We start from the raw sequence: 22,285 nt of genomic DNA on the forward strand, positions 1-22,285 counted from the left end.
GGGTTTTTGTAATTTTGTTAAATACGCCGGCATGAGGCCATGCGGCCCACGGGGCGCCGCGCCGGGGCGGGGGCTGTCCGACAGTGGACCCGGCGGCGGGAGATGAGAAGGGCGCAGGCTTTCGCAACAGGCGGCAATGTGCGGTGGTGCGGCTGCCCGATGTAGCAGCGAAGCCGGTTGCGCCTCAGCGCTGCCCGCCGGGCAGGTCGATCCGCGCCACCTGCTCGGCGATGGGGTCCACCGAGATGGGGTTCAGCTCATTGGAATAATCGCCGGTGTCGCGCAGCACTTCCCAAGCGCCATCGCGATACACTTCAACCCCCTTGAAGCGCGCCTTATAGCCCATCTTCTCGGACCCCGGGACCCAATAGCCCAGATAGACGTAAGGCAGCCCCAGTTCGCGCGCGATCTCGACATGATCGAGGATCACATAGGTGCCCAGCGAGTTCTTCATCAACTCGGGCGCGAAGAATGAATAGACCATCGACAGCCCGTCATCGAGAATGTCCGTCAGGCAGACCCCGCGCAGCCCTTCGTAAGTGTCGGATCGGTCGTCCCCCACCGTCGGGTCGCGGTATTCGATCAGCCGTGTGCGGATCGGGGTTTCCTCGACCATGGCGGCAAATTCGAACAGGTCCATGTCAGCCATGCCGCCGGTGGCGTGGCGACTGTCGAGGTAGTCGCGAAACAGCGCGAACTGCGCCTCGGTCGCCCAAGGAGAGGAGGCCGTGCGCTCCAGATGGCGGTTGCGCTTGATTACCCGCCGCTGGCTGCGCGAGGGCGCGAAATCCGCGACCTTGATCCGCGCGGACAGGCAGGCGTTGCAATCCGCGCAGGACGGCCGGTACAGCACGTTCTGCGACCGGCGGAAGCCCTGCTTGGACAGGCTGTTGTTCAGCGCGTCCGCCTCATCCCCTTGCAGCGCGGTGAACAGCTTCCGCTCCATCCGGTCCGCCAGATAGGGACAGGGCTGGGGGGCCGTCACGTAGAACTGCGGCGTAAGGGGAAGGCTGTGACGCATGAACACTCAGCATTTGGGGCAAGGACAGGCGCAGCCTAGCAACAACAGGCTGCGGGCCACAAGCTGCATATAGCACGGGTTTTCAAAGGATTGGTTACACCTGCCGCGCGGCGGCGCAAGACGTCGTCAAGGCCTTGTCAGGGCAACGAGCGGTTGAGCATCGTCGTCCCGAGCACCAGATCGGTCAGGCCCTGACCCTTTTCGGTCACGATCATCGACAAGACCGAGAGGGCTTGCACGACGAATGTGCCGAAGCTCAACGTGCTGCCCAGCGTGTGCAGAAACGCCATGCCCGACGACAGGGGTTGCTGCGCGTGGTCGCGCAATTCGATGGCCATCAGACGCATGCCCCAGGTGGCCGAGCGGTTCGAGATCGTGATCCAGCGATAAAGAAAGCCGGTCATGGCCCAGATCACCGGGATCGCCATGAGCGGAAAGACCAAGAGCGCGCCGATCAGCGCCAGCGGCAGGATCAGCGGCGCGGCGAGCAGGGCGGTGAAGCACACGTCGATCAGCCAGGCGAACAAGCGCTTGGGCAGCACGCCTTCATAGAATTCAGCGGGCAGGGTGTCTGTCTGATGATCGAATGTCGCGGTCATATGGGGTCCGTGTGCTGGGGCGTGGTTCGGTGTGATGTGCGGCGAACCGCAGGCCGCCCCCGCGCGGGATGGGCGGCGGGGGCGCTGTCTTGCAGATAGGGGCGTCAAGCGCGGGTGTCATCCCCGTCGCGGTCTGCCGATGTCGCGGCGCCGGATTCGGCGCGGGCGGCGCGGTCTTTCATGAACTGGTCGAACTCGGCCTTGTCCTTGGCCTCACGCAGACGCTTGAGGAACTCCTCAAAGCTGTGCTGCTCGTCTTCCAGACGGCGCAGGGTCTCGGCCTTGTAGGCGTCGAACGCCGCGTTGCCGGAAGAGCGCATGGTGGTGCGCAGGGTGGAGGTATGGGTGCGCTTGGATGCGCAGGTGCCGGTAAACATGCGTTTGCTCCAGATCATATAAGCCAGAAGGGCGAGGCCAACGGGCCAGACGAAGATAAAGCCCAAGACCATGGCGGCGATCCATGCGCCCTTGCCGCGGTCGTCAAGCCAGCCTTCGGCGCGCCTGAACCAGTTTCCGCGCACCGGCTGCGCATAGGGGGCGGAGTAGTCGATGGTGGATGAGGTTGTCATTTGGTGGCTCCAGATTGCTTCTTGATGTGAATGCCTTTCACATTACCCAAATGGGGAGGGTGGGGCAGCCGCGCAAGATTTAATGTGAATGTATTTTACATTTACATTCTAGTGCCTTGTAAAAATTAGCTAAAAATTGCCGTATCAGGCGGTGAAGTCGCCCGTCTGCGCGGTCGACAGGCGCTGCAGATCGTCCGGAGCGATGGGGAAAATGTGCCGCGGCGTGCCCGCGGCGGCAAAGACCACGTCGAACTGCGACAGGCGCGGATCCCAGAAGGCCCGGATCGGGGAGAGGTGCCCCACGGGGGAGACGCCGCCGATGGCAAAGCCGGTCTGACTGCGGATCAGGGTGGCGTCCACCTTGCCCAAAGGCTCTCCGGCGAGCGTGCTGGCTTTCTCCGCGTCCACCTGATGGCCGCCTGCGGTGACGAACAGGATCGCCTCGCCCGTCTGCTCACCGCGAAAGATGATCGACTTGGCGATCTGGTCAAGGTGACAGCCCGCCGCTTGCGCCGCGTCGCGGGCAGTGCGGGTTCCGCCCGGCATCTCGAGCGGTTCAATCTTGAGACCGGCGTCGGCAAGGGTGCGGGTGACACGTTTCAGACTTTTGCTCATGGCCGCACTCTGGCGCGGGATTGGGCCGTTGACCAGCCCCCCCGTGCGCTCCAGAGTCGGGCCATGAATTTTGCCAGCCGCCTGACCCGCTCACCCGACCCTTACGACGCCGACCGCGCCGCCGAAGGGGTGGCCGCGTTCGGCGATTGCCCGCCCGAGGTGCGCGGGCTGATCGCGGGCGCGGCGGGGTGCAGCCCCTATCTGCACGGGCTTTTGGCGAAAGAGGGGGACTGGCTGAAGGGCGCGTTGGACGACCCCGAGGCCGCTTTGGAGGCCGAACTTGCCACGGCGGCGGATCTCGCGCTGGGCGCGCTGATGCCCGGGCTGCGGCAGGCAAAGCGGCGGGTGGCCTTGCTCACCGCGCTGGCCGATCTGGGCGGGGTCTGGTCGCTGGAGGAGGTGACCGGCGCGCTCACGCGGCTGGCGGATGTGGCGGTGGACGTGACGCTCAAGCGGCTGGTTGCCGCCGAGATCAAGCGTGGCAAGCTGCCCGGACAGGAACCGCAGGACGCCGAGACCGCGGGCGGCATGGTCAGCATCGCCATGGGCAAGGGCGGCGCGCACGAGTTGAATTATTCCAGCGACATCGACCTGATCTGCCTGTTCGATGAAACCCGCTTCGACCCCGACAGCTACCACGACGCGCGGCAGGCCTTCGTGCGGGTGACGCGCAAGATGACCGCCACGCTCAGTGATCTGACCGGCGACGGCTATGTGTTCCGCACCGATCTGCGGCTGCGGCCCGACCCCTCGGTGACGCCCGTGTGCCTGTCGATGGAGGCCGCGGAGCGCTACTACGAAAGCCTTGGCCGCACGTGGGAGCGGGGCGCCTACATCAAGGCGCGCGCCTCGGCCGGGGATATTGCGGCGGGTGAGGCGTTTCTGCAAACGCTGACCCCGTTCGTGTGGCGCAAACATCTGGATTTCGTGGCCATTCAGGACGCCCACGACATGCGCCTGCGCATCCGCGAGCATAAGGGGCTGGGCGGGGAGATCAGCCTGCCCGGGCACGACATGAAGCTGGGGCGCGGCGGCATTCGCGAGATCGAGTTTTTCGCCCAGACGCGGCAGTTGATCGCCGGGGGGCGCGATCCGGCGCTGCGCTGCCGCGACACGGTGGGCGCTTTGGCGGCGCTGGCGCAGACCGACTGGATGACACAAGAAGAGGCGGACACCCTGACCGCGCATTACCGCGCCCACCGCGAGGTCGAGCATCGCTTGCAGATGTTGCGCGACACCCAGACCCACGCCTTGCCGCAAAGCGACGAGGGCTTCGCGCGGCTGGCGGCTTTCATGGGCACCGATGTGGCCACGTTGCAAAGCGATCTGCGTGCCCGACTTGAGGAGGTTCACACGCTCACCGAAGGGTTCTTTGCCCCTGACGAGGTGCCCGTCGCCGACGACTTCGGCGCCGAGATCACCGACCGCTGGGCCACCTATCCGGCGCTGCGTTCGCCCCGGTCGGTGGAGATCTTCAAGCGGCTCAAACCGCAATTGATGGAAGCCCTGAAGGACGCCGCGAAACCCCATGAGGCGTTGCTCGCTTTCGACGGGTTCCTCAAGAGTCTGCCCGCGGGGGTGCAGGTGTTCTCCCTGTTCGAGGCGAACCCGAAGCTCACCACCCTGATCGTGGACATCGCCGCGACCGCGCCCGCGCTGGCGCAATATCTTGGCCGCAATGCGGCGGTGTTCGACGCGGTGATCGGCGGCGATTTCTGGGCCGATTGGCCGGGTCCTGACGGGTTGCTGGCGCAGGTGCAAGAGGTCCTCGCGCGTGAGGATGACTATGAAGACAGGCTGGATGCAACGCGACGCTGGATGAAGGAATGGCACTTCCGCATCGGCGTGCATCACCTGCAAGGGCTGATCGACGCCGAGACGGCGGGGCGGCAATATGCCGATCTGGCCCGCGCGGTGTTAGAGGCGCTGTTTCCGGTGGTTGTAGAGCAGTTCGCCGAGAAGCATGGGGCACCGCCGGGGCGCGGTGCCGTGGTCGTCGGCATGGGCAGTCTGGGCGCGGGGCGGCTGCATGCGGCGTCGGACCTCGACCTGATCGTGATCTATGACGGCGCGGGGGTTGAGGCCTCCGAGGGGCGGCGGCCACTTGCCACGCGGCCCTATTACGCGCGGCTGACGCAGGCCTTGGTGACCGCGCTGACCGCGCCCATGGCCGAGGGGCGGCTTTACGAGGTCGATATGCGGCTGCGTCCCTCGGGCGGGCAGGGGCCGGTGGCCACGGCGCTGGCGGGGTTTGAGCCCTACCAGATGGAAGAGGCCTGGACCTGGGAGCATCTGGCCCTGACCCGCGCGCGGGTGATCGCCGGGGACGCGGGCGTGGCGGCAGACGTGGAAGCGGTGCGCGAGCGGGTGTTGCAGATCAAGGGGCAGGAAGCGGGCATCGCCGAAGACGTGGCCGCCATGCGCGCGCGCATCGCCGGGTCGAAACCCGCGCAGGGCCAATGGGATGCCAAGGTCGGCCCGGGGCGCCTGCAGGATGTGGAACTGGCCGCGCAGATGGTGGCGCTGCAGGCCGGATCGACCGTGCGCGCCACCGCCGCGCAGATCGAAGCGGGGCGGGCGGCGGGGCTGCTGGATGCGGCGCAGGCCGAGACGCTCACCACTGCGGCGGATCTGTGTTGGCGGGTGCAGGCGGCGGCACAGCTTGTTCTGGGCACCGGGCTGGACGCGGGCCTGAATGCAGACAAGCTGGGCGAGGGCGCGCGGCGCTTCCTGCTGCGCGAGACCGACACGCAGACACTGGACGATCTGGCCGCGCGGATGGATAAGACCTGCAGCGCTGCAGCGCGGGTGATCGCGCAATTGGTAGGAGAGAGCGATGGCAAAGGGTGATGCGACGGACCCCAAGGGGTTGATCGAGGAAGCCTACCGGATCGAGGGGATCAGCACGGCCGAATGCCGGTCGATCTTTCTGGACTGGGCGCTGAGCGTCGCAGGCGATTCCCGCCGCGCCGTGCGCGCCCTGCAGGACAAGCACCGCGACAAGGACGAGGATCACCCCATGAGCCGGGTGCTGGCGCAGGCCGTGGACGACGGCGCGCCGCCCGTGCGCCGGGGTGGGCGGCGCGGGCGCACTGTGGGCTAAGGCCTAGCGCGGCAGGGCGGACGCTTCGGCCGCCAGCGCGGTGATCGCATCCCAGTCGCCGCTTGCGACCTTGTCCTTGGGCGCCACCCACGAGCCGCCCACGCAGAGCGTGTTGGACAAGCTGAGATAGTCGCGCGCATTGGCCAGTGACACCCCGCCCGTGGGGCAGAACCTCACCTGCGGGATCGGCGCGCCGATGGCTTTGAGCGCGGGCGCGCCGCCGTTGGCCTCGGCCGGGAAAAACTTCTGCGTGCTGTAGCCGCGTTCCAGCAGGCGCATGGCCTCGGACGCGGTGGCCGCACCGGGCAACAGCGGCAGGTCGTTCGCCTCGCAGGCGTCGAGCAGCCGGTCGGTGGCGCCAGGCGCGACGCCGAAGGTTGCGCCCGCCTCTTTCGCGGCTTCGACATCGGCTTCGGTGAGCAGCGTGCCCGCGCCCACGACGCCGCCCTCAACTTTTGCCATCTCGCGGATCACGTCGAGGGCGGCGGGCGTGCGCAGGGTGACTTCAAGCGCGGGCAGGCCGCCGGTGATCAAGGCGCGGGCCAGGTCGGCGGCGATGCTTGCATCGTCCACCACAAGGACCGGCACCACGGGGGCGAGGGAGCAGACCTTGGCGGTGAGTTCTGAGGCGTGTTCGGGGGTCATGAAAAACCTTTCGCGGGATCGTGCGGGGCGATGTGCGCCTCCGGCGGGAGTTTATTTGGTCAGATGAAGGGACCGGGGCGCTAGAGCACCACGGCCGCGCCTTCGGTTGAGGGGCCGACGGTCTGGCGGAACATCTCGAACAGCTCGCGCCCCACGCCGGTGCCGTTGCCGGCCAGATCGGCTTGTGCCGGTTCGCGGCCGGTGAGGTCCGTGAGGCATTCCAGCGTGCCGGTGCTGGCGTCAAGCCGGACGATGTCGCCGTCGCGCAGCAGCGCGATCGGGCCACCGTCGGCGGCTTCGGGGGCGACATGTATGGCGGCGGGCACCTTGCCCGAGGCGCCGGACATGCGCCCGTCGGTGACCAGCGCGACCTTGAGGCCGCGGTCCTGCAGCACCGCGAGCGTCGGCGTCAGCGAGTGCAACTCCGGCATGCCGTTGGATTTCGGACCCTGAAAGCGGACGACGACGATGGTGTCTTCGGTCAACTCTCCCGCCTGGAATGCGGCCTTGCAGTCGTGTTGTTCGTGGAAGATGCGCACGGGTGCTTCGATGATATGGCGTTCGGGGGCCACAGCGGAAACCTTGATCACGCCGCGCCCGAGGTTGCCGGCAAGCTGGACCAGCCCGCCTTGCGGCGCGAAGGGGTCCGAGGCGGGGCGCAGGATCTTGTCGTTGTGGCTGGTTTTGGGGCCAGCGCGGTAGCCGAAGCCCGTGTCCGTCAACATCGGTTCTTGCGTGTAATGGTTCAGCCCCCGCCCGGCGACGGTCTTGACGTCCTCATGCATCAGGCCTTCTTCGAGCAGGTTGGAGATCATGAACTGCAGACCGCCCGCCGCGTGGAAGTGGTTCACGTCGGCCAGCCCGTTGGGATAGACCTTGGCCATCAGCGGCACGGCAGACGAAATGTCGGAGAAATCCTCAAGGTCGAGGATCACCCCGGCGGCGCGGGCCATGGCGGGCAGGTGCAGCACAAGGTTGGTCGAGCCGCCCGTGGCCATCAGCCCGACAAGCCCGTTCACGAAAGCCTTTTCGTCAAGGATGTCCGAGACGGGGGTGTAATCGTTGCCAAGGGCCGTGATCTCAAGCGCGCGGCGGGTCGCCTGTTTGGTCAACTCCTCACGCAAGTCGGTGTGGGGGTTCACGAAGGACGCGCCGGGCAGGTGCAGCCCCATGAACTCCATCAGCATCTGGTTGGTGTTGGCGGTGCCGTAGAAGGTGCAGGTGCCCGGCCCGTGGTAGCTTTCCATCTCGGCCTTCATCAGCTCGGCGCGGTCGATGTTGCCCTTGGCGAATTCCTGCCGCACGCGGGCTTTTTCATCGTTGGGCAGGCCCGAGGTCATGGGGCCGGCGGGCACGAACAGGCCGGGAATATAGCCAAAGGTGGCGGCGGCCATGATCAGGCCGGGAACGATCTTGTCGCAGACGCCCAGATAGAGCGCCGCGTCAAAGACGTTGTGCGACAGGCCCACGCCTGCGGCCAGTGCGATGACGTCGCGCGAGAAAAGCGACAGCTCCATCCCCGTCTGGCCCTGGGTGACGCCGTCGCACATCGAGGGCACACCGCCTGCGACCTGCGCGGTGCCGCCGGCCGCGCGGGCCGCGTTGCGGATCTTTTCGGGGTAGTTTTCGAACGGCTGATGCGCAGAGAGCATGTCATTGTAGGCGGTGATGATCCCGATATTGGGCGCGCGGTCGGCGGCCAGCATCGCCTTGTCGTCGCCCATGGCAGCATAGGCGTGGGCCTGGTTGCCGCAGGACAGATGCGCCCGGCGCGGCCCCTCTTCGGCGGCGCGGGCCATCCGGTCGAGATAGGCGCGGCGCGGGCCTTCGCTGCGCGCGATGATGCGTTCGGTCACGCGGTCGACGGTGGAATTGAGGGTCATGGGGGCACCTCTGGCTCATTTGCGGTCAGCGCGGCTCTAGCACATCTAGTTAGCGCTAACAACGGATGTTTGGACCCGAATTCGGGCCGTTGGACGGCTCGCAGTGCGATCTTCGCCTTGCTGTTACCCCGCAATGACCCTTCGTTAACCACATTTTCGCCCCATGGAACGGGACAGTATGGGGGGCCCATCACAAAGGGGCATGCAGATAGGGCGACGCCCCGGAGGACTGAATGAAACATCTGAAGTATATCGCATTGGCGACCCTTGTGACAGGGCTGAGTGCCTGTTCCACCGTCGACATCGTATCCCGCAACACCGCCTTTCAGGGCACACCGGTCGCCACGGCGGCGCCGCAACAGATCGTGCGCGACTACAGGGTGCAATCGGTGCGCTTCGCCGTGCCCGAGGATCTGACCGTGTCCGAGGCCAATTCCTATTACCCCATCGCGGACATTGTCTGGCGGGGGGACCCGCTGGGGGATCGCGGGGCGCAGATCGCCGAGATCTTCGAGACCTCGATCGATGGTGCCGGTGCGGCGCTGGACGGGGCGACCCCGGTCACGGTCGACGTGGTGCTGGCGCGGTTCCATTCCCTGACCGAGCGGACGCGCTATTCCGTGGGTGGCACCCATTCGATCAAGTTCGACCTGACGGTGCGCCACGCCCGGACCGGCGCAGTGTTGGAGCCTACGCGCCGCATCGTGGCCGATTTCCCGGCCTTGGGTGGCTCTGCCGCGATGGCGGCGGAAGGGGCAGGGCAGACGCAAAAGGTGCGGATCATCAGCCGCCTGACCAGCCTGTTCCGGCAAGAGTTGTCGGGGGTGTCCGAGACGGGGCCAGCGGCGGGCACCGACGCCTAAGGCCGCTTTCCAAGGGCCGATGAACGCGCTAAGGGGGCTGTCATGACACAGCTCCCTTTGCCGATCGTTCGCCTGCTGCCTAAAGCCAAACCGCAAGTCATCCGCCACGGATTTCCCTGGGCCTTTGCCAATGAGCTGGTGATGGACCGGCGCACCAAGGGGCTGAGCCACGGCGGGCTGGTGGTGCTTGAGGATGCGGAACGCAAGCCTTTGGGGCTGGGCGCGATCAACCCCAAGGCCAAGATCGCTGTGCGGATGCTGGACAGCGACCCCGAGGCGCAGATCGACGAGGCTTGGTTCACTGCGCGGCTGACCCGCGCGCTGGCCCATCGCGCAGCACTCTATGACGCGCCCTTCTACCGGTTGGTCCATGCCGAAGCCGACGGCTTGCCCGGGGTGATCATCGACCGCTTCGGTGAGGTGGCGGTGGTGCAGCCGAATGCCGCCTGGGCCGAGCGTTTGTTCGATCCGCTGGTTGCCGCGCTGGTGGCGGTCACCGGCGTGACCACCGTGATCAAGAACGGCACCGGCCGGGCCCGGGCGCTGGAAGGGCTTGACGAGGAGTTGAGCGTCGTGACCGGCGCCGCTCCCGAACGCCCGCTGTTGGTGCCAATGAACGGCGCGACCTATCTGGCGGACGTCATGGGCGGGCAGAAAACCGGTTTGTTCTACGACCAACGCCCGAACCACGCCTTTGCAGCGGGGCTGGCGAAGGGCGGGCGCATGCTGGACCTGTTCAGCCATGTGGGCGGATTTTCCCTTGCCGCGCTGGCCGCAGGGGCCGAGAGCGCGCTGGCGGTGGACGGGTCGGCCGCGGCGCTGGAGCTGGCCCGCGGCGGGGCGGACGCGTCGGGGCTGGGGGACCGGCTCGAGACCCGGCAAGGCGACGCTTTCGAGGTGCTCGAGGCGCTGGGCAAGGCAAAGGAACGGTTCGATGTGGTCGTCTGTGACCCGCCGGCCTTCGCGCCGTCGAAGACCACGCTCGACAAGGGACTGCGCGCCTACGAGCGGGTCGCACGGCTGGCCGCGCCGCTGGTGCGCCAAGGGGGTTATCTGGTGCTGTGTTCGTGCTCCCACGCGGCGGACCTGAAGCAGTTCCGCGACGCCAGCGCGCGCGGCATCGGCAAGGGCGGGCGGCGCGGCCCCCTGATCTACACGGGCTTTGCTGGCCCCGATCATCCGTTGCTGCCGCAACTGGCCGAGGGGGGATACCTCAAGGCGCTGGCCTTCCATTTGTGATCCCATGCGGGTTCTGATCGACGCTTGCGTGCTCTACCCCACCGTCATGCGCGAGGTGGTTCTCGGCGTGGCCGAGGCGGGGCTGTTCACGCCGCGCTGGTCGCCGCGCATTCTGGAGGAATGGGCGCGGGCGGCGCGCAAGATCGGCCCCGAAGGAGAGACCATCGCCCGGGGCGAGATCGCGGCCCTGAGCCTGCGCTTCCCCCGCGCGCTGGTGCCCGAACCGCAAGGGCTGGCGCGGCACCTGCGGTTGCCGGATGCCGATGACGTGCACGTGTTGGCGGCGGCGGTGGGGGCGTCTTGCGACGCAATCATGACGGTGAACGCCAAGGATTTCCCCCGCAACATTCTGGCCGAAGAGGGGGTGGAGCGGATCGACCCGGACGGGTTCCTCTGGCGGTTGGGGGCGGAGCATCCCGAGGTGGTGCGCGGGGTCGCGGACAACGTGCTGGCCGAGGCGCGGCGGCTGTCGGGCGCCCCGTGGGAGATGCGCAAGCTGATGCGCAAGGCGCGTCTGCCGCGGCTGGGCAAGTGGTTGGCGGGGTAGGGGTTTTGTAGCGGAAGATCGGGGGCGCTGCCCCCGGCCTGCGGCCTCCCCCGGGATATTTTTGAAGCAAAGATGAGTTGGCGCGCGGATGGCGGGTCAGGTGGTCCAGCGGGCTTCGTTGGCTTCGATCGCGGCGATGCGTTCGGCGGTTTTGGGGTGGCTGAGCAGCCACGCGGGCTGCGCGGCACCGCCCGCACCGGTGAGGCGTTCGAGCTTCTTGAAGAGTGATTTCTGACCTTCGGTGCCGATCCCCGCCTTGACCAGAAGCGCCGAAGCATAGGCGTCGGCCTCGTATTCATCACCGCGCGACATCCGCGCCATGAGCACCGACATCGCCGCATTGGCGATCAGCGGACCGATGCCCGGAATGAACCGCGACAGGACCATGGCGAGCGCCGTGCGCAGGGCGTTCTGGCCGGAAAAGTCGATCATCCGGCGCCGCGAATGGCCCAGGGCCACGTGCCCCAGCTCATGGGCGATGACGCTGGCGAGTTCTTCTGCCGTGACCTCGCCCTTGCGGTAGGTGTCATAGAAGCCGCGCGTGATGAAGATGCGCCCGTCCGGCGCGGCGAGGCCATTGATGGGCGAGACTTCGTAGATGTGGACCTTGATCTGCGGGATATCCACCACGCGGGCCATTTTCGCCGTCAGCGCGCGCAGGGGGCCGTCGGCCAGCTCGGTCGATTTCGCGTCCAGCTCCCGCGCGAGGCGCCAGGCCGACAGGCGATACATGACGATGCCGTAACCGATGGCGAGCAGGAGCGGGAGGAGTTTGAGCATGGGGAAGATATGGGCGCTTGGCGGCGGCGGGGCAAGGCGGATCACGGAGATGACCGGGCCGGGCCAAAGCGCGAGGGAGTGATGCAGCGGGGGAACACCCGTCACGAGACTGTGATTTGTTGCAACCATACGCCCGCTTCGGCGTCTTGTTCTTGAGGGGTAAAGGAGCATCGCCATGTTTGGTAACGAGTTATACAGAGAGAGTGTCGAGGCGCCGTTGCAGCGGGCCTTTGACGGAGTGCCGGAAACCGATGAGAGGTTCGCGGCCTTGTTGGAGAAGATTGCGCAGGCGGACCGCGAGGGCAGCGGGCAAGGGGCAGGCGCGCCACGCGATGCGCGGGAATGACGTCGCAGGCGAGGGCCGTCAGCTGAGCAGTTTCATGCCCCGTTCGATGCCCTCAAGCGTCATGGGCACCATGCGGTCGGCGCCGAAAACCTCGCGGATCATCTGCACCGATTGGGTATAGGGCCAGTAGCGTACGGGCAGCGGGTTGAGCCAAAGGTGGTCGGGCCATTGATCGCGGGCCCGTTCCAGCCAGACGTGGCCCGCTTCTTCGTTCCAGTGTTCGTTGGCCCCGCCGGGGGAGGCGACCTCGTAAGGTGACATGGAGGCGTCGCCCACGAAAATACATTTGTAATCAGAGCCATAGGTGCGCAAAACCTCCCACGTGGGGGTTTGCGCGTCCCAGCGGCGGCGGTTGTCGCGCCAGACACCTTCGTAAAGACAGTTGTGGAAATAGTAATGTTCGAGGTGCTTGAACTCGGACTTGGCGGCGCTGAAAAGCTCTTCCACCAATTTGATATGCGGATCCATTGAGCCGCCCACATCGAGAAACAGCAGGACTTTCACCGCGTTGCGCCGTTCGGGGCGGGTTTTCACGTCAAGATAGCCGTGCTCGGCGGTGGCGCGGATGGTGCCATTGAGATCGAGTTCCTCCGCAGCACCGTCGCGGGCCCATTGGCGCAGACGTTTCAGGGCGACCTTGATGTTGCGGGTGCCGATCTCGACCGTATCGTCGAGGTTGCGGAACTCACGCTTGTCCCAGACCTTCACCGCCCGCTGGTGGCGGCTTTCATCCTGTCCGATGCGCACGCCTTCGGGGTTGTAGCCATAGGCGCCGAAGGGCGAGGTGCCGGCGGTGCCCACCCATTTGTTGCCCCCCTGATGGCGGCCCTTTTGCTCTTTGAGGCGTTGTTTCAACGTCTCCATCAGCTTGTCGAAGCCGCCCAAAGCCTCGATCTCGGCCTTTTCTTCCGCCGAAAGATGCTTTTCGGCCATCTTCTCGAGCCAGTCTTGCGGGATGTCCACGGCCTCAAGCACCTGATCGGCGCTGATGCGTTCGAGCCCTTCGAAGGCAGCGGCGAAGGCGCGGTCGAACTTGTCGATGTTCCGCTCGTCCTTGACCATGCAGGTGCGGGCGAGGAAATAGAACGCCTCGATGTCATAGGTCGCAAGACCGGCGGACATCCCTTCAAGGAACGTGAGATATTCGCGCAGGGAGACCGGCACACCGCCCCGACGCAACTGGTCGAAGAACGGCAGAAACATCAGACGGCGAGGCGGGTGAGGATCACGGCAATGAACAGACCGATCACGCCGAAGATCATCGCGAAGACCGCCGCCCATTGCAGGATGTCAGCGAGCTTGCCGCCCTGGGCGCGGGCCCGATACGCCCCCAGCAGTGCTCCGAGTATCAGGCCGCCGAGGGGGTAGATCATGGGTCAGGTCCCTTTGAGTGGATTGAGCGACGCAATCTCCGAGAGGCGCGCACGCACGTTGTCATCGTGGCCGAACCCGTAGCGCGCCCAGCCCAGACTGTCCAGCCGGACGGCGCTGGCTTCGCCGCTGCGGCCCTGCATCTCGAGCGCTTCGGCCTTGAACATCATCAACGTCGCCAGAAGGGCGGCGTTCTCATGGGCGGCGGCCACGGGCAGGGCCCATTCCGCAAGATCCAGCACTGCCTGTCCGTCGCCCGAGGACAGGGCGAAGGCGGCCAGTTGCACTGAGACATGGGCCGCGTGAAGGCGGGTTTCCGGCGAGCCGTTGTAGATTTGCAAGGATTGCTGAAACGCGTTCAGGGCCAGATCGCTGTCGTAGCCGACGTTGAGGCGGCCGAAGGCGTAAAGGGCGAAACCGTCGCGCGGGCCGGACCAGTTCAGCGCCCGCGCCAGATTGACCGCGCGCAGGGCGGCGGTGCGGCGGGTGGTGCCCGAGGACCCGGCCGTCAGCGCGGTTTCGATGTTCTGGATCCAGTCGCGAGTGGTGTCGTTCTGCGGTCGGGCCGGGCGGGCCTGTCCGGCGGGGTTGAGCCGGTCGAGCACGGGACCCAGCCGCGCGGCCACCTGACCGCGGGTCATGCCGTTGGCAAGTGCGGGATCGTAATAGGCGCGCAGGATCAGCATGTCGAACGACGTCAGAACCGCGTGGATGTTGTCATCGTTGAAGACCGAGTCGGGCAGGCGGTAGAGGTCGTTGAGCGGCCCCAGCGCCTGCGCCAGTTCTTCGTGCAGGCAGTCGCGGATTTCCTGCGGTGCCACGTCCGAGGGGACGAAAACGGTCGCACGGTCGCGGCGTTCAAGGGTGGTCCAGTCCACCGTGGGCGTGCGCCGCACGGACTTGAACTCGGCCCAGGACGACACGCGCGGCACCACGAAACAGGCGGCACGCGGCACGGCCTTGTTGAGCACGGCGCGGGGGATCGCCTCAACGGTGATGGCCGCGCTTTCCGCGCCGGTCATGAAAATGTCGATCCCGGCTTCGTCGCGCAAACGGCCCAGCAGCGCGCGCAGATCGGGGGTCAGACTGGGTGGCACCTGACCTGTCACCCGCACGGAGATCGGCGTCTCGAAACGGGTCAGGCGGGTCACCGGACGGCCGCTTTCCATCTGGAAGGACAGGTCCATGAAATCTTTGCCGATCTCGCGGTTGGAGCGGGTCGGTGTGGTCACCCGGTCGCCGGCGAAGGACCGCATGGGCGGCAAGCTGTCCTGCAGGCCCATGGTGCGCGTGGGCAGGGACGGGCCCGAGCCGTTGGGCGCCGGAGAGCAAGCGGTGAGGAAGGCAATCGAAAGGGCCAGAAGGCGGCGATACCGGCGCTTCATGTCTTGCGCCCCGACGGAGCATAGGGATCGATCCCGGCGGGATCCTGCGCGGCGACGCGGGCCCGGTGGATGGTCAGCTCTTCGGTCCACGCCTGTCGTGCGCCCAGGGTGTCCTCCTGTGCTGGCGCAGGCTTCGCGACCGGCATGTTTGCCTTGGTCAACTTTGCTCTCCTCATCTCTCAGCCGCAGATTGCCCTTGGACTGAGGCCCGATTGGGTGCGAAATTGGGCAATTCCGCGACCCTTGACCGGAACCTTATTTAAGAGGAGAGAACGGCGCCGGGCGCACTAAAAAATTTTTACTTTTCGTAAACAACCGCAAGGTGTGGTGCAAAGAACGCAATCGGTGCGGGCCGCGGGTCTAGCGTTGGCCGCGCGCCATGAAGGCCAGCCGCTCGAACAGATGCACGTCCTGTTCGTTCTTGAGCAGCGCGCCATGCAGTTTCGGCAGGGCCGAGGCGCCGTCGCGCCTGAGGTCCTCGGCGGTCAGATCCTCGGCCAGAAGCAGTTTCAGCCAGTCGAGCACTTCCGAGGTAGAGGGCTTTTTCTTCAGCCCCTGTTGGTCGCGCACCTCGTAGAACTGCGTGAGCGCCGTGGTCAGCAGCGCATCCTTGATGCCCGGGTGATGGACCTCGACGATCTTGCGCATCGTCTCCATGTCGGGAAAGCGGATGTAGTGGAAGAAACAGCGGCGCAGGAAGGCGTCGGGCAGTTCCTTTTCGTTGTTCGAGGTGATGATAACGATGGGGCGCTGGCGCGCGCGCACGGTCTCTCCGGTCTCGTAGACGTGGAATTCCATCCGGTCGAGCTCCTGCAACAGATCGTTGGGAAACTCGATGTCCGCTTTGTCGATCTCGTCGATCAAGAGCACCACGCGGCCCTCGGCCTCGAACGCCTGCCACAGCTTGCCGCGTTTGATGTAATTGGCGACGTCGTGCACCTTCTCGTCGCCCAGCTGGCTGTCGCGCAGACGCGAGACGGCGTCGTATTCATAAAGACCCTGTTGCGCCTTGGTCGTCGATTTGATGTGCCATTCGATCATCGGCAGGCCAAGGGCAGCGCTGACCTGACGGGCCAGCTCGGTCTTGCCGGTGCCCGGCTCGCCCTTCACCAGAAGCGGGCGTTCCAGCGTCACGGCCGCGTTGACGGCCACGGTCAGATCGTCGGTTGCCACATAGGTGTCGGTGCCGGTGAATCGCATCTTTTGCCAGTCTTTCCGATAATTTACGTTTTGCCCTAGCTATCATGTGGGGCCTGTCCATCAAGCCATGAAAATTTGCACGTGATCGGGGGTGACAGGGCGCGTGGATGGGAGTAAAGGGTGCCCAAAGGAGGGCAGGGTTATGGCAAGTGCAAGCGAACATTCTGCAGGGATCGCCTCTGAGGGAGACACAATGAAAGCTGAGAATTTCCTTCCGGATGACTACAGACCGGCCGAGGATGAGCCGTTCATGAACGAGCGGCAGCTCGAATATTTCCGCCGCAAGTTGCTGGCGTGGCGGGCCGAGATCCTTGAAGGCAGCCGCGACACGGTGGAAAGCATGAAAGGCGGCACGCGCAACATCCCCGACGTGGCCGACCGCGCTTCAGAAGAGACCGATCGCGCGCTTGAGCTGCGCACCCGCGACCGTGAGCGCAAGCTGGTCGCCAAGATCGACAGCGCCCTGCGCCGCATTGATGAAGGTGAGTTCGGCTATTGCGACGTCACCGGTGAGCCGATCAGCCTCAAGCGGCTCGATGCCCGCCCCATCGCCACCATGAGCCTTGAGGCGCAGGAGCGGCATGAGCGGCGCGAAAAGGTGCATCGCAACGATTAAGGGGTCCTTTGCGTGACCGGACATGAAGACAGGATCGGCGGCGGCCTCAACAGGGGTCGCCGCATTTGCGTTGTGGGTGGCGGGATCGGCGGGCTGACGGCCGCGCTGGCCTTTGCGCGCAGCGGTGCCCGGGTCGAGGTTTACGAACAGGCGCCGGCGTTGACCGAGGTGGGCGCGGGCCTGCAGATCACGCCGAACGGCGCGCGCGCGCTTGAGGCGCTGGGAATGCGCGAGGCGCTGGATGCCGCAGGGATCACTGCGCAGGCGGTCGCGCCGATGGATGCGCTGAGGGGGCGCGCGGTGACGCGGTTCGACTTATCCGACCTCGACGGGCCGCCCTACCGTTTCTTTCACCGCGCCGATCTGGTCGACATTCTCGCCCAAGCCTGTCGTGCCGCGGGCGTGACGGTGCACCTTGGCGCGCGGGTCGAGGCGCAGTCGCTTTCGGCGGACCTTGTGGTGGGGGCTGAGGGCATCCATTCGCCAACGCGGGCAGTGCTGAACGGGCCGCAAGAGCCGTTCTTCACGGGGCAGGTGGCCTGGCGCGCGGTGATCGACGCGCCCGACGCCCCGCCGGTGGCGCGGATCTGGATGGCCCCGCGCCGCCACGTGGTCACCTATCCGATCTCCGGCGGCCGGTTAAACGTGGTCGCCGTGCAGGAACGCCAGAACTGGGCGCCCGAGGGCTGGGCCCATGCGGACGATCCGGGCAACCTGCGCCACGTGTTCCGCGACGTTTCTGCCCCGCTCAAGGCCGTGCTGGCGCAGGTGGAGGAGGTTCACCTGTGGGGCCTGTTCCGCCACCCCGTGGCCGAGGTGTGGGGCCGCAGCGGGCTTTGCCTGCTGGGCGATGCCGCGCATCCGACGCTGCCCTTCTTGGCACAGGGCGCGAATTTGGCGATCGAGGATGCCTACGTTCTGGCGCAATCCTGCGATGGGCATGAGGATATTGCCGCAGCGTTAAGAATGTATGAATCCCGTCGCAAGCCACGGGTCAAACGCGCCATCGCTGCGGCGACGGCCAATGCGCGCAAGTATCACCTGTCGGGTGCTGCGCGAAGAGTCGCCCATACAGGGTTGAAAACGCTGGGGATTGTTGCCCCCGGGGCTTTTGTGGGCCGGATGGATTGGCTGTACGGGCATGACGTGACCGCACCGCCGCGCGGTCGTTAAGCGGCCAGATCTACCCAGACTGGCACGTGGTCCGAGGGTTTTTCCCGGCCCCGCACATCGGCTTCGATCCAGCAATCGTTGAGCATGTCAGCACATTGATAGGACAGCAGAAAATGGTCGATGCGGATGCCGTCGTTGCGGTCGTAAGCGCCCGCCTGATAATCCCAGAACGAGTAGTGCCCGCCCCCCTGATGGCGCGCGCGGAACGCCTCGGTCAGGCCGAGGTTCAGCAACCGCCGGAAGGCCGCCCGGCTGTCAGGGCGGAACAGCGCATCATCGCGCCAGGCGTCGGGGCGTTTCGCATCCTCGGCCTGGGGAATAATGTTGTAATCTCCGGCCATTAGGAAGGGTTCTTCTAGTTCGATCAGCGCTTGGGCACGGGCGCGCAGACGCTCCATCCAGCGCAGCTTGTAGTCGAATTTCTCGCCCGGAGCGGGGTTGCCGTTGGGCAGATAGAGGCCGCAGAGCCGCACAGGCGTCTCGCCGATCACCGTGGCCTCGATATAGCGCGCCTCGATGTCGTCGGCCCCGTCGCGCCCTGCGCCTTCGCCCCCGGGCAGGCCGCGGGTCACATCCTCAAGCGGCAGCTTTGAGAGGATCGCAACCCCGTTGAAGCCTTTTTGCCCATGGGTTTCAACGGTATAGCCGAGGTTCTCAAAGTGCTCACGCGGGAAATTCTCGTCCACCGACTTGATCTCCTGCAGCAGGGCGACATCCGGTTGCGATGTCTCGAGCCACTCCGTCAGGGCGGTGATGCGGGCTTTGATGCCGTTGATGTTGAACGTCGCGATTTTCATGGGCCACCTGTGATTGCCCGCCCGTTCTGCCCTGCAACGGGCCGCGGCACAAGGCGCAGCGCGCTACATCGAGAAGCTGACGCCGCAGCCGCACGAGCTGCTGGCGTTCGGGTTCTCGATCACAAAGCGCGCGCCGATCAGCTCTTCGCTGAAATCGATGGTGGCATCGGCAAGGAAGGGCAGCGAGACGCTGTCGATCACGACCTTTTCGCCCTCACCCTCAAGCACCAGATCGTCATCGGCGGGGGCATCAAGGTCGATTTCATACTCGAACCCCGAGCAGCCGCCGCCCTTGACGCCGATCCGCAGCGCCTTGCCGTCGGCACTGGCGCCAATCTCGGCGAGCCGTTCAAAGGCGCGGGGGGTCACTTTCGGGGGCAGGGTCAGCATAATCGGGCCTATCGGTTGCGCGTCAGGTTTAATATAGGAAAGGCAGGCAGAGGCGACAAGGCAGTGTCGCCAGTAAGGGACGAAGATGACGGCAGTATTCGCGTGCAGCCCGGCGCAGACGCACGGGCGCTTGTATCCGGAAGACGAGAGCGCGTTTCGCTCTCCGTTCCAGAGGGACCGCGACCGGATCATCCATTCCAGCGCGTTCCGGCGGCTGAAACACAAGACACAGGTATTCGTCGAGCATGAGGGCGATTATTTCCGCACCCGTCTGACCCATTCCATCGAGGTGGCGCAGGTGGCGCGGACCATCGCCGGGGCGCTGGGGCTCAACGGAGAGCTGACCGAGGCGGTGGCGCTGGCCCATGACCTTGGCCACACGCCCTTTGGCCACACCGGAGAGGACGCGCTGTCCGCGCTGATGCAGCCCTATGGCGGCTTCGATCACAACGCGCAGGCGATCCGCATCGTCACCTCGCTTGAACGGCACTACGCGGAGTGGGACGGGCTGAACCTCACATGGGAGACGCTGGAGGGGATCGCCAAACACAACGGTCCTGTTGCGCCCTTTCAGGGCGCCGGGCCGGTGGAGGCTCCTGTCCCTTACGCGCTTGAGGATTACAACGCCCGGCACGATCTGGAACTGCACACGCATGCCAGCGCCGAGGCGCAGGTGGCGGCGTTGTCCGACGACATCGCCTACAACCATCACGACATCCACGACGGGCTGCGGGCAGAGCTGTTCAGCACCGACGATCTGCTGCAATTGCCCGTGGTCGGTACCTGTTTCCGGCGGGTCGATGCCAAATACCCCGGTCTCGACAAGTATCGCCGCCGGCATGAAGCGCTGCGGCGGTTCTTCGGGGTGATGGTCGAGGATGTGATCGGTGTGAGTCGCGCCAACCTCGCCGCACTTGGGCCGCAAAGCTGCGCCGATGTGCGCGGCGCGGGGCGCATGATGGTGCAATTCTCGCCCGAGCTTTGGAATGACCTCAAGGTGATCCGCAAGTTCCTGTTCTCAAGGATGTATCGCGCCCCCAGCGTGGTCGACATGCGGCGCGATGTGACGCAGGTGGTCGAGGATCTGTTCCCGTTTTTCATGGAGCAGCCCGAGCACTTGCCCAAACAGTGGCGTCGCGATGTGGAACGGTCGGATACAAAAACAGACTTGGCAAGAATTGTAGCGGACTACATTGCAGGCATGACAGATCGATTTGCGCTGCGCGAACATGCCCGGCTGATCGGCAATACCCCGGTTCCGGAAGGTGTGACCTATGGCAATTGAAACAGCAACCGATGCCGCGATGTCGCCGGTGATGGCCTTTGCGCTGGTCGGCGTCCTTGGCGTCGGGAGCCAATGGGTCGCGTGGCGGCTGCGCATGCCGGCGATCGTGCTGATGCTGGCGGCAGGCATTCTGGTGGGGCCGGTGCTGGGCCTGTTCGATCCTGCGCGGGACATCGGGCCGCTGATGGGGCCGATGATCTCGATCGCGGTGGCGATCATCCTGTTCGAGGGCGGGCTGACGCTGAATTTCCATCAGTTGCGCGACGCGGCTGTGGGGGTGAAGCGGCTGGTGTTCATCGGCGCGCCGCTGGGCTGGATCACCTCGGCGCTGGCGCTGCACTACGGGGCCGGGCTGTCGTGGCAGGCCTCGGCCGTGTTCGGCGGCATCATGATCGTCACCGGCCCCACGGTGATCGCGCCGCTGTTGCGCACCGCGCGGCTGGCACGGCGGCCGGCGGCCCTGTTGCACTGGGAAGCCATTGTTAACGATCCGGTGGGGGCCATGGCGGCCGTTCTGGCCTTCGAGGTGGTCGTGGTGATCAACACAAAGACCATTTTCGGCGCGGCGGCGGTCGAACTGGCCGTCGGGATCGCGGCGGCGCTGGCCTTGGGCTGGGCTGCGGGCTTCGGGCTGGCGCGGGCGTTCAAGCGCGGCTGGGTGCCTGAATATATGAAGGTGCCGGTGCTGTTCGCAACGCTGCTGGCGGTCTTCGGGCTGACCGACGGCATCCTGCACGAAAGCGGGCTTCTGGCGGTGACGGTCATGGGCATCGTGATCGCCAACGCGGGTCTGCCGTCCTTTACCGAGGTGCGGCGGTTCAAGGAGCATGCGACGATCCTGCTGGTGTCGGGCGTCTTCATCCTGTTGGCGGCGGGTCTGGATTTCAGCCTGCTGGCGCAACTCACATGGCGCTCGGCGGTTTTCGTGTTGGCGGTGGTGTTGCTGGCGCGCCCGATCACGGTGTTTGCCTCGCTCATCGGGTCGGGTCTGCCGTGGCGCGAACAGGTGTTGGTGGCCTTCACCGGCCCGCGCGGCGTGGTGCTGGTCGCGGTGGCCGGCCTGTTCGGAGAGCGTCTGGTCTCGGTCGGGGTCGAGGATGCCGCCGTGATCCCGGCGCTGGCTTTCCTGCTGGTGGCGGTCACCGTGGTGCTGCATGGCTTCACGCTGGCGCCCTTGGCGCGGGCGCTGGGGCTGGCGGGGGCCGACAAGCCCGGCGTCATCATCATCGGCGGGTCGGACTGGTCCACCGCGCTGGCCGAGGCGCTGATGTCGGCGGATGTGCCGGTGCTGATGACCGACCCGAACTACAGCAACCTGCGCACGGCGCGGCGGGCGGGCGTGCCTACGTTCTCGGGCGATATCCTGTCCGAGGGCGCGGAAGAGCGGTTGGAGCTGATCAGCTATTCGATGATCATCGCGGCCACGGACAACGATGCCTACAACACGCTGGTGGCCACGGACCTCGGGCCGGAATACGGGCGCGAGAACGTGTTTCAGGTGGGCCGTGCGAAGTCCGAGAACCGTCGTCACCAGTTGCCTGCCACGCTGGGCGGGCGGCCGCTGGGCCTGCAGGCGACCTATAACGAGTTGGGGCAACTGCTGCGCGAGGGCTGGACCTTCCGCATCACCCGCCTGTCCGAGGAATTCACCTTTGAGGATTGGCGCGCCAAACGCCCCGAGGCGCGGGCGCTGGGGCTGTTGTCCGAGGATGGCGAGTTGAAGCTCTATTCCAAGGATTCCCACATGAAGCCCGAGCCGGGGATGCAGGTCGTCGCCTTCCGCCCGCCCAACGGCGAGAGCAACACGGACGAGACGCAGCCGCCGATCTCAGCCTGACATTGACCTAACCGCCACGGG

24 protein-coding genes are annotated in these 22,285 nt (G+C 65.9%); 10 read left to right on the forward strand and 14 right to left on the reverse strand.

What is annotated here, in order from left to right:
- Positions 1–184: 184 nt before the first annotated feature.
- From DC363_RS00870 to DC363_RS00885, 4 genes are all read right to left on the reverse strand, one after another.
- The gene (locus DC363_RS00870) at positions 185–1,021 is read right to left on the reverse strand and encodes an arginyltransferase (RefSeq protein ID WP_108639239.1); all 837 of its coding nucleotides are present in this window, start codon (positions 1,019–1,021) and stop codon (positions 185–187) included.
- Positions 1,022–1,158: 137 nt separating this feature from the next.
- Entirely contained in the window at positions 1,159–1,620 is a 462-nt protein-coding gene (locus DC363_RS00875; protein WP_108639240.1) for an RDD family protein, read from the reverse strand.
- A 104-nt stretch (positions 1,621–1,724) separates the two neighbouring features.
- Positions 1,725–2,189: a DUF2852 domain-containing protein gene (locus tag DC363_RS00880; RefSeq protein ID WP_108639241.1), complete on the reverse strand. Its 465-nt coding sequence runs from the start codon at positions 2,187–2,189 to the stop codon at positions 1,725–1,727.
- Between the two features lie 144 nt (positions 2,190–2,333).
- Positions 2,334–2,804, reverse strand: coding sequence for a YbaK/EbsC family protein (locus DC363_RS00885; RefSeq protein WP_108639242.1), 471 nt, complete (start codon positions 2,802–2,804; stop codon positions 2,334–2,336).
- A gap of 63 nt (positions 2,805–2,867) precedes the next feature.
- Here DC363_RS00885 and DC363_RS00890 point away from each other — a divergent pair, with 63 nt between their 5' ends.
- Both DC363_RS00890 and DC363_RS00895 read left to right on the forward strand, forming a co-directional pair.
- The gene (locus tag DC363_RS00890; protein WP_108639243.1) at positions 2,868–5,654 is read left to right on the forward strand and encodes a [protein-PII] uridylyltransferase family protein; all 2,787 of its coding nucleotides are present in this window, start codon (positions 2,868–2,870) and stop codon (positions 5,652–5,654) included.
- On the forward strand, positions 5,641–5,907 hold the full coding sequence (locus DC363_RS00895; protein WP_108639244.1) for a hypothetical protein: 267 nt from the start codon (positions 5,641–5,643) through the stop codon (positions 5,905–5,907). The genes DC363_RS00890 and DC363_RS00895 overlap by 14 nt, the downstream gene beginning before the upstream one ends.
- 3 nt (positions 5,908–5,910) lie before the next feature.
- Here DC363_RS00895 and eda read toward each other — a convergent pair whose 3' ends face one another.
- Both eda and edd read right to left on the reverse strand, forming a co-directional pair.
- On the reverse strand, positions 5,911–6,552 hold the full coding sequence (eda, locus tag DC363_RS00900; protein ID WP_108639245.1) for a bifunctional 4-hydroxy-2-oxoglutarate aldolase/2-dehydro-3-deoxy-phosphogluconate aldolase: 642 nt from the start codon (positions 6,550–6,552) through the stop codon (positions 5,911–5,913).
- An 80-nt stretch (positions 6,553–6,632) separates the two neighbouring features.
- Positions 6,633–8,435: a phosphogluconate dehydratase gene (gene edd / locus DC363_RS00905; protein ID WP_108639246.1), complete on the reverse strand. Its 1,803-nt coding sequence runs from the start codon at positions 8,433–8,435 to the stop codon at positions 6,633–6,635.
- A 233-nt stretch (positions 8,436–8,668) separates the two neighbouring features.
- Here edd and DC363_RS00910 point away from each other — a divergent pair, with 233 nt between their 5' ends.
- Genes DC363_RS00910 through DC363_RS00920 form a run of 3 tightly spaced genes read left to right on the forward strand, consistent with a single transcriptional unit; the run spans position 8,669 to position 11,084 of the window.
- Complete coding sequence (locus DC363_RS00910) at positions 8,669–9,298, forward strand: DUF6778 family protein (protein ID WP_108639247.1); 630 nt, start codon at positions 8,669–8,671, stop codon at positions 9,296–9,298.
- Positions 9,299–9,340: 42 nt separating this feature from the next.
- On the forward strand, positions 9,341–10,537 hold the full coding sequence (locus DC363_RS00915) for an RSP_2647 family RNA methyltransferase (protein ID WP_108639248.1): 1,197 nt from the start codon (positions 9,341–9,343) through the stop codon (positions 10,535–10,537).
- A 4-nt stretch (positions 10,538–10,541) separates the two neighbouring features.
- Positions 10,542–11,084, forward strand: a complete 543-nt coding sequence (locus tag DC363_RS00920) for an RSP_2648 family PIN domain-containing protein (protein WP_108639249.1) — start codon at positions 10,542–10,544, stop codon at positions 11,082–11,084.
- Positions 11,085–11,180: 96 nt separating this feature from the next.
- Here the strand turns inward: DC363_RS00920 and DC363_RS00925 are convergent, their stop codons facing one another.
- Positions 11,181–11,864, reverse strand: a complete 684-nt coding sequence (locus DC363_RS00925) for a M48 family metallopeptidase (protein ID WP_108639523.1) — start codon at positions 11,862–11,864, stop codon at positions 11,181–11,183.
- Between the two features lie 175 nt (positions 11,865–12,039).
- Here DC363_RS00925 and DC363_RS16770 point away from each other — a divergent pair, with 175 nt between their 5' ends.
- Complete coding sequence (locus DC363_RS16770) at positions 12,040–12,210, forward strand: hypothetical protein (RefSeq protein WP_158270811.1); 171 nt, start codon at positions 12,040–12,042, stop codon at positions 12,208–12,210.
- A gap of 18 nt (positions 12,211–12,228) precedes the next feature.
- On the opposite strand, the gene DC363_RS00930 is transcribed toward DC363_RS16770, so the two are convergent.
- From DC363_RS00930 to DC363_RS00940, 5 genes are all read right to left on the reverse strand, one after another.
- A complete protein-coding gene (locus DC363_RS00930; protein ID WP_108639250.1) occupies positions 12,229–13,413 on the reverse strand; it encodes a vWA domain-containing protein in 1,185 nt (394 codons plus the stop codon).
- Positions 13,413–13,583 (reverse strand): hypothetical protein, encoded by a 171-nt coding sequence (locus tag DC363_RS16920; RefSeq protein ID WP_196778350.1) that lies wholly within the window; start codon positions 13,581–13,583, stop codon positions 13,413–13,415. Before DC363_RS16920 ends, DC363_RS00930 begins: the two co-directional genes overlap by 1 nt.
- 3 nt (positions 13,584–13,586) lie before the next feature.
- Positions 13,587–14,966, reverse strand: a complete 1,380-nt coding sequence (locus DC363_RS00935; protein WP_108639251.1) for a DUF2927 domain-containing protein — start codon at positions 14,964–14,966, stop codon at positions 13,587–13,589.
- Positions 14,963–15,127, reverse strand: a complete 165-nt coding sequence (locus DC363_RS16775; RefSeq protein WP_158270812.1) for a hypothetical protein — start codon at positions 15,125–15,127, stop codon at positions 14,963–14,965. The genes DC363_RS00935 and DC363_RS16775 overlap by 4 nt, the downstream gene beginning before the upstream one ends.
- Before the next feature lie 199 nt (positions 15,128–15,326).
- Positions 15,327–16,166: an AAA family ATPase gene (locus DC363_RS00940; RefSeq protein ID WP_108639252.1), complete on the reverse strand. Its 840-nt coding sequence runs from the start codon at positions 16,164–16,166 to the stop codon at positions 15,327–15,329.
- 193 nt (positions 16,167–16,359) lie between these two features.
- Here DC363_RS00940 and dksA point away from each other — a divergent pair, with 193 nt between their 5' ends.
- Positions 16,360–16,782 (forward strand): RNA polymerase-binding protein DksA, encoded by a 423-nt coding sequence (dksA, locus tag DC363_RS00945; RefSeq protein ID WP_108639524.1) that lies wholly within the window; start codon positions 16,360–16,362, stop codon positions 16,780–16,782.
- 12 nt (positions 16,783–16,794) lie between these two features.
- On the forward strand, positions 16,795–17,955 hold the full coding sequence (locus DC363_RS00950) for an FAD-dependent monooxygenase (protein ID WP_241962886.1): 1,161 nt from the start codon (positions 16,795–16,797) through the stop codon (positions 17,953–17,955).
- Here the strand turns inward: DC363_RS00950 and xth are convergent.
- Both xth and DC363_RS00960 read right to left on the reverse strand, forming a co-directional pair.
- Positions 17,952–18,752 (reverse strand): exodeoxyribonuclease III, encoded by an 801-nt coding sequence (xth, locus tag DC363_RS00955; RefSeq protein WP_108639253.1) that lies wholly within the window; start codon positions 18,750–18,752, stop codon positions 17,952–17,954. The two genes, DC363_RS00950 and xth, sit on opposite strands and share 4 nt — an antisense overlap.
- Positions 18,753–18,815: 63 nt before the next feature.
- A complete protein-coding gene (locus DC363_RS00960) occupies positions 18,816–19,142 on the reverse strand; it encodes a HesB/IscA family protein (RefSeq protein ID WP_196778351.1) in 327 nt (108 codons plus the stop codon).
- Between the two features lie 85 nt (positions 19,143–19,227).
- Here DC363_RS00960 and DC363_RS00965 point away from each other — a divergent pair, with 85 nt between their 5' ends.
- Together DC363_RS00965 and DC363_RS00970 are read left to right on the forward strand one after the other, a co-directional pair.
- Positions 19,228–20,427: a deoxyguanosinetriphosphate triphosphohydrolase gene (locus DC363_RS00965; protein WP_108639254.1), complete on the forward strand. Its 1,200-nt coding sequence runs from the start codon at positions 19,228–19,230 to the stop codon at positions 20,425–20,427.
- Positions 20,417–22,264 carry a cation:proton antiporter gene (locus DC363_RS00970; RefSeq protein WP_108639255.1) on the forward strand — a complete coding sequence of 616 codons (1,848 nt, stop codon included), beginning with the start codon at positions 20,417–20,419 and terminating at the stop codon, positions 22,262–22,264. The genes DC363_RS00965 and DC363_RS00970 overlap by 11 nt, the downstream gene beginning before the upstream one ends.
- Positions 22,265–22,285: the final 21 nt, after the last annotated feature.

The organism is Thalassorhabdomicrobium marinisediminis, assembly GCF_003072065.1.
GTDB classification, from domain to species: Bacteria; Pseudomonadota; Alphaproteobacteria; order Rhodobacterales; family Rhodobacteraceae; genus Octadecabacter; species Octadecabacter marinisediminis.

Bases quoted from the DNA above. Each gene is read 5' to 3' on its own strand.
- DC363_RS00870 (WP_108639239.1), bottom strand. From the start codon at position 1,021: ATGCGTCACAGCCTTCCCCTTACGCCGCAGTTCTACGTGACGGCCCCC.
- DC363_RS00875 (WP_108639240.1), bottom strand. From the start codon at position 1,620: ATGACCGCGACATTCGATCATCAGACAGACACCCTGCCCGCTGAATTC.
- DC363_RS00880 (WP_108639241.1), bottom strand. From the start codon at position 2,189: ATGACAACCTCATCCACCATCGACTACTCCGCCCCCTATGCGCAGCCG.
- DC363_RS00885 (WP_108639242.1), bottom strand. From the start codon at position 2,804: ATGAGCAAAAGTCTGAAACGTGTCACCCGCACCCTTGCCGACGCCGGT.
- DC363_RS00890 (WP_108639243.1), top strand. From the start codon at position 2,868: ATGAATTTTGCCAGCCGCCTGACCCGCTCACCCGACCCTTACGACGCC.
- DC363_RS00895 (WP_108639244.1), top strand. From the start codon at position 5,641: ATGGCAAAGGGTGATGCGACGGACCCCAAGGGGTTGATCGAGGAAGCC.
- eda (WP_108639245.1), bottom strand. From the start codon at position 6,552: ATGACCCCCGAACACGCCTCAGAACTCACCGCCAAGGTCTGCTCCCTC.
- edd (WP_108639246.1), bottom strand. From the start codon at position 8,435: ATGACCCTCAATTCCACCGTCGACCGCGTGACCGAACGCATCATCGCG.
- DC363_RS00910 (WP_108639247.1), top strand. From the start codon at position 8,669: ATGAAACATCTGAAGTATATCGCATTGGCGACCCTTGTGACAGGGCTG.
- DC363_RS00915 (WP_108639248.1), top strand. From the start codon at position 9,341: ATGACACAGCTCCCTTTGCCGATCGTTCGCCTGCTGCCTAAAGCCAAA.
- DC363_RS00920 (WP_108639249.1), top strand. From the start codon at position 10,542: ATGCGGGTTCTGATCGACGCTTGCGTGCTCTACCCCACCGTCATGCGC.
- DC363_RS00925 (WP_108639523.1), bottom strand. From the start codon at position 11,864: ATGCTCAAACTCCTCCCGCTCCTGCTCGCCATCGGTTACGGCATCGTC.
- DC363_RS16770 (WP_158270811.1), top strand. From the start codon at position 12,040: ATGTTTGGTAACGAGTTATACAGAGAGAGTGTCGAGGCGCCGTTGCAG.
- DC363_RS00930 (WP_108639250.1), bottom strand. From the start codon at position 13,413: ATGTTTCTGCCGTTCTTCGACCAGTTGCGTCGGGGCGGTGTGCCGGTC.
- DC363_RS16920 (WP_196778350.1), bottom strand. From the start codon at position 13,583: ATGATCTACCCCCTCGGCGGCCTGATACTCGGAGCACTGCTGGGGGCG.
- DC363_RS00935 (WP_108639251.1), bottom strand. From the start codon at position 14,966: ATGAAGCGCCGGTATCGCCGCCTTCTGGCCCTTTCGATTGCCTTCCTC.
- DC363_RS00940 (WP_108639252.1), bottom strand. From the start codon at position 16,166: ATGCGATTCACCGGCACCGACACCTATGTGGCAACCGACGATCTGACC.
- dksA (WP_108639524.1), top strand. From the start codon at position 16,360: ATGAAAGCTGAGAATTTCCTTCCGGATGACTACAGACCGGCCGAGGAT.
- xth (WP_108639253.1), bottom strand. From the start codon at position 18,752: ATGAAAATCGCGACGTTCAACATCAACGGCATCAAAGCCCGCATCACC.
- DC363_RS00960 (WP_196778351.1), bottom strand. From the start codon at position 19,142: ATGCTGACCCTGCCCCCGAAAGTGACCCCCCGCGCCTTTGAACGGCTC.
- DC363_RS00965 (WP_108639254.1), top strand. From the start codon at position 19,228: ATGACGGCAGTATTCGCGTGCAGCCCGGCGCAGACGCACGGGCGCTTG.
- DC363_RS00970 (WP_108639255.1), top strand. From the start codon at position 20,417: ATGGCAATTGAAACAGCAACCGATGCCGCGATGTCGCCGGTGATGGCC.